This is a genomic window from Oceanobacillus massiliensis str. N'diop (assembly GCF_000285495.1).
GTDB classification, from domain to species: domain Bacteria; phylum Bacillota; class Bacilli; order Bacillales; family Amphibacillaceae; genus Oceanobacillus; species Oceanobacillus massiliensis.
In genome coordinates this window covers 434819-447318 of the sequence record NZ_HE610976.1, presented here as the reverse complement: position 1 = coordinate 447318, position 12500 = coordinate 434819, and the positions used below count along the sequence as shown (strand labels likewise).

11 protein-coding genes are annotated in these 12500 nt (G+C 44.5%); 9 read left to right on the top strand and 2 right to left on the bottom strand.

Features of this window, described 5'->3' with window-relative positions; translation table 11 throughout:
- The first annotated feature begins 1 nt into the window (after position 1).
- The 3 genes from OMHG_RS02305 (at position 2) to OMHG_RS02290 (ending at position 3610) form a co-directional block, all read left to right on the top strand.
- Positions 2 to 781 carry a LamB/YcsF family protein gene (locus OMHG_RS02305; protein WP_044476682.1) on the top strand — a complete coding sequence of 260 codons (780 nt, stop codon included), beginning with the start codon at positions 2 to 4 and terminating at the stop codon, positions 779 to 781.
- Positions 782 to 1750, top strand: coding sequence for a 5-oxoprolinase subunit C family protein (locus tag OMHG_RS02300; RefSeq protein ID WP_010647971.1), 969 nt, complete (start codon positions 782 to 784; stop codon positions 1748 to 1750).
- Positions 1751 to 2824: 1074 nt separating this feature from the next.
- Positions 2825 to 3610, top strand: coding sequence for a putative hydro-lyase (locus OMHG_RS02290; protein WP_010647964.1), 786 nt, complete (start codon positions 2825 to 2827; stop codon positions 3608 to 3610).
- Between the two features lie 222 nt (positions 3611 to 3832).
- Here OMHG_RS02290 and OMHG_RS02285 read toward each other — a convergent pair whose 3' ends face one another.
- Positions 3833 to 4300 (bottom strand): nucleoside deaminase, encoded by a 468-nt coding sequence (locus OMHG_RS02285; RefSeq protein WP_010647962.1) that lies wholly within the window; start codon positions 4298 to 4300, stop codon positions 3833 to 3835.
- 11 nt (positions 4301 to 4311) lie between these two features.
- Positions 4312 to 4788 carry a hypothetical protein gene (locus OMHG_RS18185; protein ID WP_147628993.1) on the bottom strand — a complete coding sequence of 159 codons (477 nt, stop codon included), beginning with the start codon at positions 4786 to 4788 and terminating at the stop codon, positions 4312 to 4314.
- Positions 4789 to 4997: 209 nt separating this feature from the next.
- Here OMHG_RS18185 and OMHG_RS02275 point away from each other — a divergent pair, with 209 nt between their 5' ends.
- The 6 genes from OMHG_RS02275 to ade are packed head-to-tail and all read left to right on the top strand — an operon-like array spanning position 4998 to position 12279.
- Positions 4998 to 6062, top strand: a complete 1065-nt coding sequence (locus tag OMHG_RS02275; protein WP_010647959.1) for an XdhC family protein — start codon at positions 4998 to 5000, stop codon at positions 6060 to 6062.
- Positions 6052 to 6708 (top strand): NTP transferase domain-containing protein, encoded by a 657-nt coding sequence (locus tag OMHG_RS02270; RefSeq protein ID WP_010647956.1) that lies wholly within the window; start codon positions 6052 to 6054, stop codon positions 6706 to 6708. Before OMHG_RS02275 ends, OMHG_RS02270 begins: the two co-directional genes overlap by 11 nt.
- Positions 6687 to 7565 (top strand): FAD binding domain-containing protein, encoded by an 879-nt coding sequence (locus OMHG_RS02265; RefSeq protein WP_010647953.1) that lies wholly within the window; start codon positions 6687 to 6689, stop codon positions 7563 to 7565. Before OMHG_RS02270 ends, OMHG_RS02265 begins: the two co-directional genes overlap by 22 nt.
- A 19-nt stretch (positions 7566 to 7584) precedes the next feature.
- Entirely contained in the window at positions 7585 to 9879 is a 2295-nt protein-coding gene (gene pucD / locus OMHG_RS02260; RefSeq protein WP_010647952.1) for a xanthine dehydrogenase subunit D, read from the top strand.
- Positions 9858 to 10382, top strand: a complete 525-nt coding sequence (locus tag OMHG_RS02255; RefSeq protein WP_010647950.1) for a (2Fe-2S)-binding protein — start codon at positions 9858 to 9860, stop codon at positions 10380 to 10382. Before pucD ends, OMHG_RS02255 begins: the two co-directional genes overlap by 22 nt.
- Before the next feature lie 52 nt (positions 10383 to 10434).
- A complete protein-coding gene (ade, locus tag OMHG_RS02250; RefSeq protein ID WP_010647948.1) occupies positions 10435 to 12279 on the top strand; it encodes an adenine deaminase in 1845 nt (614 codons plus the stop codon).
- Positions 12280 to 12500 lie beyond the last annotated feature (221 nt).

Here is a 12500-nt window from a genome sequence, read left to right as displayed (position 1 = left end):
GATGGGAGAGGATACAGTGACATATCATGTCGACTTGAACAGTGATCTAGGGGAAAGCTTTGGTGCATATACAATCGGTCAGGATGATTTAGTGATGGACTACATATCTTCTGCCAATATCGCATGCGGTTATCATGCCGGAGATCATAATGTAATTCAGCATACTGTTAAGAAAGCAACGGAAAAAAATGTCGGCTTGGGAGCACATCCAGGCCTGCAGGATTTAATCGGATTTGGGCGCCGCCCGATGAAAGTCTCCCCTGAAGAAGTATACAACCTCGTCGTATATCAGATTGGGGCAATCGATACATTTGCAAAAATTAATCGAAATAAACTGAATCATGTGAAGCCTCATGGTGCGCTATACAACATGGCCGCCAAAGATACAGAAATTTCCCACGCGATTGCGGAAGCTGTCTATGCCATCAATCCGAAGCTAATTCTTTTCGGCCTTGCAGGAAGTGATCTTGTAAAAGCAGGAAGAAAAGCCGGACTTACTGTCGCAGAAGAAGTTTTTGCGGACAGAACGTACCAGCCAGATGGAACGCTGACACCACGAACAACGGCAGGTGCCATGATCGAGGATCCCGATCTGGCATCCAGCCGGGTCATCCGCATGATAAAAGAAGGCAGAGTGGAAGCGGCCGATGGAACGGATATTGCGATTCAGGCAGACACCGTCTGTATCCACGGTGATGGACCAAAATCGCTTGAATTCGCCAAAAGGCTACATAAAGAGCTCACTTTACAGGATATTTCAATTGAAAAAGCAGGGAATTAAATGGGCAAAATAATTGAAGTCATAAAACCAGGATTGGCAACCTCCGTTCAGGACCTTGGACGGATAGGATTCCAGCAATACGGTGTAGTCGTATCTGGAGCGATGGATAGTTTTGCCCTCCAGGTAGCGAATCTACTTGTTGGTAATTCGCGCATGGAAGCAGGAATCGAGGTAGTGATAATGGGGCCGGAGCTTCGGATGATGGAAGATACGGTCCTGGCAATATGTGGTGCCGATTTATCGCCCAAACTGGATGGTAAGCCTGTTTCAGGCTGGAAATCTTTTGCAGCGAAGAAAGGGCAAAGACTCACATTCGGTCAGCCCAATAACGGAAGTTATGCATATATTGCCATTGCTGGCGGGATAGACATTCCGGAAGTTATGGGAAGCAAATCCACTTATACCAAAGCTGGGATTGGCGGATTTAATGGCAAATTCCTCCAAAAAGGGGATCAGCTGGCATCAGGTGGAGAGCATGTGCCACTAAGGTATCTTACTGGAAGAGGGCTCACTGAAACAGCTGTGCCAAGTTATGATCCGCACCGAAAAATCCGTGTAGTATTAGGACCAGACAAGCATGCATTCACCACAAATGCGATGGATGCATTCTGCTCATCAACATATAAAATGACAGCACAATCTGATCGGATGGGCTACCGTTTGGATGGCCCGGTACTTTCTCATCTCCATGGAGCAGATATCATCTCAGATGCCATTTTGCCGGGAACAATCCAGGTTCCTGCAAATGGCCAGCCTATCATTCTATTGGCAGACAGACAAACGACCGGCGGCTATACAAGAATCGCCACCGTTATTTCCGTTGATCTGCCACTGGTTGTCCAGAAATTATCCGGAAGCAAATTGCAATTTGAAGCGGTAAGTGTAGAACAAGCACAGCAATTGTACACAGAGCGCGAACTGTTATTGCAGAAGCTGAGCCTAAGAGCAGGAGTGTACCCAGGGGCATAGCCATAAAGAATCACCGGACGGCAAATGTTGTCGCACGAGTGAATATGTTGAAAGAATCCAGGTTTGCGGGAGAAGCGCCGAAGTTCACTGGGGAATGCCGCGGTACGACAGGAAATGCTGAAGTTCACTGGGGAATGCCGCGTCACGACAGGAAAAGCTGAAGTTCACTGGGGAAATGCTGATGTTCACAGGAAAAAAGCTGATGTTCACAGAGGAAATGCTGAAGTTCACAAGAAAAAAGCTGAAGTTCACAGTGAAATGCCGCGGTACAAGAGAGAAAGCTGAAGTTTCCGGTAGAAAGCCGTGTCACAACAGGAAAAGCTGAAGTTCACAGTGAAATGCCGCGGTACAAGAGAGAAAGCTGAAGTTTCCGGTAGAAAGCCGCGTCACAACAGGAAAAGCTGAAGTTCACAGAGAAAATGCTGATGTTCACAGAGAAAAAGCTGAAGTTCACAGGAAAAAAGCTGAAGTTCACAGAGAAAAAGCTGATGTTCACAAGAAAAAAGCTGATGTTCATAGCACCCAATAACATTTTGCTATAAAGCAAACTAAATTTTCATAAGTTATAATCTATTAAAATAACTTTATTATAAAGATTCAAAAAATATTTCTATTAATTATATAATTTTAAAGGGGAAATAAAATTGAAAAAAATTAATAGACTTTTTAAAAGTTATAATATTAATAGTGCAATTATGTTTTATGCTTTCACATGCTTATATAGTGTTTATTTTAATATAGAAACAGACCTAATGAATATGTTTACAATTCTATGCTTTACAATACTTTTTTGGTTAGCAAATTCTTTGCAAACATATAAAGAAAAGGGAAAAAAGTAACATTTAAAAAAACTGACTATTTATATATTTCATGCTTTAATATTCATGCGAAGAAATACCACAGCACAAGAGAAATGCTGATACCTCAATAAGGATCGAGCGACTGTTATATAAATAGCTATCTGTCAAAAAAATAATTCACTCCAAAACTATGGATATTCATTCTTTTAATATTCATATTCAAAATAAACGATAACATTTAAATCGGTAAAAATTTATTTGAGGGGGTTTTTTCATGGACGGGAAGAAAAAGACAAATGAAATTGGCGCTGCAATTAGAGTTGGGGATTGGGCAAAGCCGACAACTGGACTAGCACCAGGATATACACAGGCTAATCTAGTGATTTTATCGAAAAAGTATGCCTATGATTTTTTACTTTTTTGTATGCGGAATCCAAAAACCTGCCCACTCATAGAAGTAACCGATGCTGGTTCCCCTGAGCCGAAACAGACGGCGCCTGGAGCTGATTTGAGAACAGATATCCCCCAGTATCGTGTCTATCGTCATGGGGAATTGGTGGAGGAAACATCCGATATATCTTCTTATTGGCAGGATGATTTTGTTTCCTTTCTGATCGGCTGCAGTTTTACATTTGAAAAACCGCTTCTTGACAATGGTATTCCGATTCGTTATATCGAGGAGGGGCGCAATGTTTCTATGTACAGCACGAATATTCCTTCAGAATCTGCCGGTATTTTCAGTGGTCCGATGGTAGTCAGCATGAGGCCGATGAAACCATCAGAGGCAATTCGGGCAACACAAATTACATCAAGATTCCCATCGGTACATGGAGCACCCGTACATATAGGGAATCCAGCTGCAATTGGAATAGCTGATATTAATAAACCCGATTTCGGCGATCCAGTCACAATCCATGAAGGAGAAGTCCCTGTATTTTGGGGATGTGGTGTAACACCGCAAGCGGCTGTCATGGCAAGCAAACCAGAGCTCGTGATCACACATGCACCCGGCCATATGTTTATAACCGATGTGAAAGATGAGGAATACGCGGTAATATAGAAAAGCCAGTTATACAGATAACGAGTCAGGAGTTCGAAACCCTGACTCGTTATTTTTAGCCGGATTAATTAGATTATTTTATCTAAGTTTGACAGTATCCGGGAAAGCGAGCAATCAAATCCTTTAGGCGTTCGCTGGATTTGGCTGCGCACGGTCCTGCAAAAAGCGTATGGGATATCCGCATCATTTGACTCAGTCAGGGCTAGGAGATACTCTTTCCAGCTAGTAAGAAATCTTTGCCTCATGCTCGAGCCATTTTTCAAAAGGAAGACTCCTATTTTCCAATGAAATGGATTGAAAGGGTATTTTTCTGTTTACATGCTCCTTGGCAATTTCATCATAAATAAACGCGTCATCAAATCCGCCCATTGCGGCAATCTGCTGATCGGCTGCATAATAAACCTTTTTAACCCGCGCCCAATAAATTGCTCCGAGGCACATCGGACAAGGCTCACAGCTCGTATAAAGAATACAATCCTTTAACTGAAAATCCTCCAATTTACTGCAGGCATCCCGTATTGCCAATACTTCCGCATGTGCTGTGGGATCATTATTTTTTGTCACCCCATTTGTACCAGTCCCGATAATGTTTGAATCTTTATCCACAACAATCGCAGCAAATGGACCACCGCCATTTTCCAAACTTTCAACAGCTAAATCTATTGTTTTTGATAAAAAATATTCGTGCATATAAATCCCCCTTATAAAAAATCTACCGCGGAAAAAGCGCCATAATCGCGGAAAAAAACTGAGAATCGCGGAAAAACCGCCGGCACCGCGGAAAAAAACTGAGCACCGCGGAAAAAAGTGCAGAATCGCGGAAAAAACGCCAGCACCGCGGAAAAAAGCGCAGAATCGCGGAAAAAGTGCCAGAATCGCGGAAAAACCGCCAGCACCGCGGAAAAAAACTGAGCACCGCGGAAAAAAGTGCAGAATCGCGGAAAAAAACTGAGAATCGCGGAAAAAGCGTTAGCACCGCGGAAAAACCGCCAGAATCGCGGAAAAAAGCGCCAGCACCGCGGAAAAGAGCGCCAGCACCGCGGAAAAAAGCGCCAGCATCGCGGAAAAAAGCGCCAGCACAGTGGAAAACCGCAACATCGCAAAATCAACGCACCACCGCACACCCCTCCGAACCACTGCAACAACCCCCACACCACCGCGGCACCTTCGCCCTGCATCTCGCCAAATCTGGCTTATAAATCTGAAATTTCAATTAAATAGTATTTATCATCATAAAGAATAATATGTAAGTTTTCCAGTTTGTTGTAATAAAATCTAACAAACTACTTGAGTGTCAGGTGATTTATCGTCATTATATAAATAATATAATTTCAGATTATTTAAATTAATTATCTTTTGGCCTTTTTAAATTAGGGAGGAATTGGTAATGGAAGATATGCATTCTATTCTTGAGGTAATTGCTTCCAGTGATTCAGATGGAGTGCTGGCAACCGTTATACAGGTGGATGGTTCAGCCTATAAGAAAGAAGGGGCGGCCATGTTTCTTGATAAAGAGGGGAGTGCAGCTGGTTTGATAAGTGCCGGCTGTCTGGAAGAAGATTTAATAGCCCGGGTGGAGCAGGGAATGATCAGTGAATCGGAAGTAATTATTTACGATATGAGTGGTTATGATGATTTGTCATGGGGCGAAGGTTCGGGATGCAATGGTGTTATACATGTGCTGGCTGAACGGGTGGACGCAGATTATAGGGAGCACCTTCTTGAATTGAGGGACAATTTGAAGAGTGGAATTGGCGTGACATTGGTAAAGGTAGTGCCTTCCGGATTAGGGAATCAGCCGGCTGAATATGTTTATATGACTGAAACGAATCAGCGTTTTGGAACCTGGCAGGGGAGATTGCCGGCCGGTATAACGGAACTGATAAGGGGTGCCCAATATAATAAAAATGGCAAATACTATCTCCCGGAATTATCCAAAGAAGTGTATGTACATCATTATGAACCAAGGCCGCGGTTAATAGTTTTTGGGGCGGGTAAGGATGCAATCCCGCTTGTATCGCTGATGTCGACAGTCGGTTTTTCGGTAACTGTTTCCGATTGGAGGGCTGGTTTATGTGAGGCAAAATATTTCCCTGCTGCAGATAGACTGATTATTGGCTTCCCATCTGCAAAACTGGTGGAACAGGAGATAAGAATTTCTTCCGGAGACTATGTTATTTTACTTACCCATAATTTTAAAAAAGATAGAGAGCTTTTATCCATCCTTATGAATAAACAGTTAAAGTATTTGGGTGTTTTAGGATCTGGCAGTCGTACAAAACGTCTGTTTGAATCAGAATCGCTGTCGGTTCCGGACTTCATTCGAACCCCTGTTGGTCTTTCTATTTCAGCAGAGGGGCCGGAGGAGATAGCGGTCAGTATTGCTGCTGAGCTAATAAAGTGCTCCAAACAAAGACTTGAGAAAGAAGTTGAATCAAGTAATGTCCGTTAAAGTCATAGGAATCTGCCTTGCTGCAGGAAACAGCAGCCGGATGGGCAAAGATAAACTCCCCCTTCAAATAGGAGGGACGACAATCGGCAGCTCGGTTTTTGAAAAGGCGGTCTCTTCAGAACTCAATCATACATTGATTGTTAGTAAAGAATCGGATTCACTGGATTGGATTGACACTAAGTTATGGAAGCTTGAAAACAAGGCGAAATGGTCATCTGTATCGAGTTCAGAGTCAATGAAGGGCCAGGCTTTTTCCCTGAGACGAGGCATTGAATGCGCCAGGCAGATAGGAGCGGATGCAGTGCTGATCATGCTTGCAGATCAGCCTTTTTTACAAGTGGAAATGGTAAATGATTTAATCCATTCCTATGATGACCATCTGATTGCAGGGGAGAGTCTCGACTATATAGCATCCAGGCTTGCTGGGGTCATCCAGCCCCCCATATTGATTTCGCGTACCCTGTTCCCGGCGCTTTTGAAGCTTGATGGTGATCAGGGGGCCAGATCTATATTAAGAGATGAGCGTTTTAAACAAAATGGAATCTGCGTTGATTATGAGGACAGAAGATATTTTTTTGATGTTGATACAATGGATGATTATAGGAAAGCGGAGGAACTAAATGTATGCCTAAATCAGAATCGCTAACCAAGCTATGGAGACCGAATGGTATTGATCGGGCGTGGGAGCTGAAACAGCAGCTGGGAGCTGACACTATGTTCATTGCAGGTGGTACGCTTATCCAACTGCAAAGGGAGCAAGGTACAGCAATGCCAGCTCATCTAATCAGCCTGGAATGGATAGATTCTATGAACGGTATCAATGAAATCAAAGTGAATTCCAAGGAGTATCTCCGGATAGGTTCGCTGGCTGCCTTATCAGCAATCCAGCTGCACCCAATCGTAAATGAAAGCTATCTGCTGCTTGCAGACGCTGCAGGGCAGGTAGCATCGCCTGCCGTAAGGAACCGTGCGACGATTGGCGGGAATATCTGTTATGCTGTCGGCGATACACTGCCTGCATTAATTGCAATGGATGCCGAAGCAACCTGGTATGACGGGGAAAAAACGCAAACGGATAAGCTGGAAAACTATTTGAATAGGAGAGGACCGCAGAAGGATGCCATTTTTACATCTATTTTAATACCGAAAAGAACAACGCCAGAGAATTCTAATTCTATTCGGTATTATCGCAAGGTTGGGCGCAGGGAGGAGTTTATCCCTTCCCTTGTTACGGTGGCAGTCTCTGTCGATTTAAACCGGGTTAATAGAATAGAAGAAATCCGACTTGCTGCCGGGGGAGGGACTTATCGGCCGCATCGTCTAATGGCTAGCGAACAGCTGCTGGCGGGTACCATACTTTCAAAGCATGCATTAAAGAATCTGCATGAGAAAATTATCGAGGAATATCAGCCGGATGATGACTTCTTTGCCACGGCTCACTACCGGAAGATGATGGCGGCAAATCTGATTATTGCAGAATTAGCCAGTTACCTGGATTCATAGTTTGAAAGGAGGAGGCAGCTTGCGGCAAGAGAAAGAAAAATCTAGTATTAGGCCGGATGGCTTTGCAAAAGTTACAGGTAAGCTGAATTATTTAACCGATCTTTCATTTCCCGATATGCTTTATGGCAAGATTCTAAGGAGCATTTACCCGCATGCCAAAATCATATCCATTGATACTGAGCATGCAGAAAACCTTCCTGGTGTCAAAGCCGTGATTACATACAAGGATGTTCCTGGATTGAATGGATTTGGAATCGTCATGCCGGACCAGCCGGTTTTATGTGAGGATGTTGTCCGTTACGTTGGGGATGCGGTTGCAGCAGTAGCGGCTGAGACACCAGAAATCGCAGCAAAAGCATTAGAACTTATTGAAGTGATTTATGAGCCTCTCCCCTTTCTGGACAGTCCTGAAAAGGCAATGGAATCTATGGCTCCTAAGCTGCATCCTGAAGGGAACATTCTCCATCGCACATCCAACAAAAAAGGAAATATTAAACAAGGATTTGCAGAAAGTCTTCATATTATGGAGGAAACCTATCATGTACCAAGACAAATGCATGCCTATATGGAAACAGAGGGTGGTGTCATTGTACCAGAAAAAAATGGCGGAATAACCGTCTATGTTGGAACACAGCATGGCTATAAAGATCGGTTTCAGCTGAGCAGGCTGCTTGGTATGGAAGAGGAAAAGATCCGGATTGTTTCAAGTCCGATTGGAGGATCGTTTGGTGGTAAGGATGAATTAAATATTCAGCCATATGCAGCAATCCTTGCCCTTAAGAGCGGCTATCCAGTAAAGATTCATCAATCGAGAAAGGAATCCGTCATTTCAGGGATAAAAAGACATCCAATGAAAATCACTGCCAAAACAGGTGTGGATAAGCATGGGAAAATCATGGCACATCAGGAATATATCATTGCAGATACTGGTGCCTATTCGACACTTGGACCGGCCATTCTTGATTTTGCAACAGAACATGCAACAGGTCCTTACCTTATTCCTAATGTAGAGGTTGAAGGTCTGGCAGTCTTTACAAATAATGGAGTAGCTGGTGAATTCAGAGGTTTTGGCGGTAATCAGGTGACGTTTGCACTTGAAGGACAAATGGACCGTCTTGCCGAAAAACTGCAAATGGATCCAATTGAATTGAGACGGTGTAATCTACGGAAATCAAATGACCCCGGTCCGCTTGGGCAGCGAATAGCAGAGACGGATGGAGCATCCGATGTATTGGAAGCAGTTGCTTTGAAAGCCGATAACCGGAAAAAGGAAGCCGAATCATTCAATCGGCAATCGAAATGGAAGCGCAGAGGGATCGGTATGTCGATTGCAATGCATGGAGGAGGCCTCGGATATGGGAGATTGGACCCTGCTGGAGGCAGATTATCGCTGAACAGCAATGGCAAAATAGAAGCCGCCTTTGGATTTGAAGAAGCGGGTCAAGGAATTATCGCGGTCATTGAAACGATTGTTACAGATGTACTCGGCTGCTCAAAAGAAGATTTGGATATTGTAATAGGCGACACGGCCCTTGTTCCTTCATCTGGATCGACAACCGCTTCAAGAGGAACAAGTATGGTATGGCATGCAATCAAGCGACTGGAAAATGAATTTCGCATACAGCTTTTGCAGGCTGCATCGACAGCATCAGGAATTGCTGCCGATCTTTTGGAACTGGGCCATGGCGGGGTATACATCGACACAACCAAGGATGCGCCGAAGACATTGCTTCTTAGCTATCAGGAACTTTCCAAAACGACTGAGGAAGGTAATAAAATCGCAGTTTCTACAGAATTTGATTTTCCGACTACACCTGACAAAATTGATTCCGGTCATTTCCTTTACACATTTGTTGGAGTTTTAACTGAAGTGGAGGTCGACCTTCTAACTGGTAAAGTTTCCTTAATTGATATCGAACAGACAGTTTCTGCCGGACCGATCGTCAACCGCATTGGCTATACTGGACAAATTGAAGGTGGAGGAATAATGGCAGTCGGCTATACATTAATGGAAGAAGCAGCCATGCTGAAAAGTGAATATATGACAGATAACTTTGATACATACCTCATACCAGGTATCGCAGATGTTCCGTTTAGCATGAAAGTGGAAGCTATCGAGGATTTAGTTCCTGGTGATCCGTTTGGTCCAAGGGGAGTGGGAGAGATAGGTACGGTAGCAGTCGCACCTGCCATCACAAAGGGAATCCACGATGCAATCGGATATTGGGCAGCCCGTTTACCTATCTCATCAGAGGTTATCTTGGATTATGTTATGGAAAAGGGGGCATCGCATTGGATGAACGAAATTTATTAAGGGAAAAAGGCAGCGCACATTCTGTTTCTGCTGAGCGTATCCCGATTTCACTGGTGCTGAATGGTGAACATCTGCAGCTGGAGGTTGATCCTTTGCTTCGGCTTGTCGATCTGCTAAGAGATCAGCTTCATTTAACGGGTACGAAAATTTCCTGTGGCATAGGCAGATGTGGTGCATGCTCCGTTTTGGTTGATGGAAAGCTAATGAATGCGTGCCTGTTGCTGGCATATCAGTTGGATGGGAGAACACTCACAACGATTGAAGGATTGAATAAAGACGGGAAGGTGCAATCGATACAGCAGCTATTCCTTGAAGAAGGAGGATTCCAATGCGGTTACTGTACACCAGGCATGATCATGGCAGTTGCCTCCATGCTTAAGCAGACACCGAATCCGACAGAAGAGCAAATTAAAGAGGCGCTGTCTGGTAATCTGTGCAGGTGTACCGGCTATGGAGGAATCGTACGTGCTATCCAGCGGTATGCAGAAGAACATACAGGCTGAGGGAATGTGAAAATCCCGAATAGTGATGATTGAAAGAAGGGAGAAATGAAAAATGGAGAAAAGTTTGTTTCCACGTCCAGAACAGGCGGATTGTATAAAAGAATTGAATGCTACGGCGCGCGGCGACAGTGCTGCCTCACTCGTAATACAAAATGCCAAGCTGGTAAATGTGGTTTCAGGTGAAATTTTACCTGAAATGGATGTTGCTGTACAAGGAAGCCGTATTGCCTATGTGGGTAAAGATGCGGGACATACAATCGACGGCAGCACCAAAATCATTGAAGCAGATGGACGTTACTTGGCGCCGGGATTTCTTGATGGACATTGTCATATCGAAAGCAGTCAGATTACTCCAACCCAATTTGCACGTGCTGTACTGCCGAAAGGGACGACTGGGGGATTTTTTGATGCGCATGAGATAACAAATGTACTTGGCCTGGAAGGATTGAAGCTGATGTTCCAGGAAGCAAGGCAAACGCCGATGGCATCCTATATGCAGGTCGCTTCCTGTGTTCCTTCAACGAGTAGTGATTATGAAACGAATGGAGCCTCCATCGGCCCGGATGAAGTGGCAGAAGCATTTACATGGGGAAAAGATATGATTGGTCTTGGAGAAGTGATGAATTTTCCTGGTGTAGTGTATGGTGATGAGCGTATGCTGGGAGAAATTGAACAGGCATTAAAGGCGAATCGCATCGTTGACGGGCATTACACATGGTCGCCCAGGGATGATAGGAAACTGTCTGCCTATGCTGCAACAGGAATCAGTGGCGATCATGAATGTACGACGTCAGAGGATGTCATTGCAAGGATTCGGCTTGGACAATATGCAAAAATGCGCCGTGGCTCTGCCTGGCATGATGTTGCGGAAACCATCAAGGCATACACAGAGAAAGGTTTGGATACAAGGCGAATGATGCTTGTAACGGATGATCGCAGTCCTGAATCGCTTGTGGACGAGGGACATATGGATTTCGTCATCAGGCATGCCATTGCACAGGGAGTACCGCCGGTTATTGCCATTCAAATGGCGACAATCAATACAGCGGAACGGTTTGGACTGTCCAATGATATTGGAATAATTGCGCCGGGTCGCTTTGCCGATATGGTGCTGCTGGACGGTGCCTTAACAGATGTAAATGTTGCAATGACGATAGCTGCCGGCCAGGTTGTCGCTGAAAATAATCAAATAGTTGCCGAGCTTCCAGATTTCAGCTATCCTGTTTCCGCTCTGCAATCTGTTCATATTGACCGTAAAATCACTCCAGGAGAATTCGTTATCGAATCACCAGTTCAAGAAGGCAGATTAGAGGTAAGAGCAATCGAGGTCCGTGAAAACCAGGTTGGCACATTCGAAAGACATATTCCCGTCACTTGCTCTAACGGAGAGGTAAGTTCTTTAGACGGTCTTTGTAAAATGGCGGTATTGGAACGTCATGGCATCAATGGGAATACAGGGCTTGGGCTTGTATCGGGAATTGGTTTTAACGAACCTGCAGCAATAGCGACAACTGTGGCACATGACAGCCATAATCTGATGGTAATTGGAAGTAATGATGCCCGAATGGCCGAAGCGGCAAATGCTGTAGTGGAAATGCAGGGCGGCATAGCAGTCGTGAGCGATTCCGGTATTACTACGCTCCCGCTTCCGGTTGCCGGTTTAATGTCGGAAGCTCCATTTGAAGAGGTGGCGGCAGGATCAAAGGCAATCAGTCAGGCTTTGGCGGCAGCTGGCTGCACCATGAATTATGCCTTTATGACATTATCGTTATTAGCACTTGTCGTGATTCCGGAAATTCGCCTGTCGGATACTGGACTGGTACGTATAACAGATGCAGGTTTTGAAAAGGTGTCCCTGTTTGTAGAAGAAAAGATAGATGCAAAGGTTATACAATAAGACTCTCTTCGTTAGTATTGCTCTTTCTCTGAACTTCGCATGTGAAAAAATTGAGAGATAACAGCAACGGCCGATTTCCGCTCCGGGCAGTCGCTTTCCGTGGCGGGCGCTTCAGCTTCCTCGGAAGAACCCCACTTCCTGCGGGATCTTCAGCTGTTGCTTTTCTTGCTGTACTTCCCTGGTTTCTATCAGCGGCCTATAATTATTTATGAATTTATTCA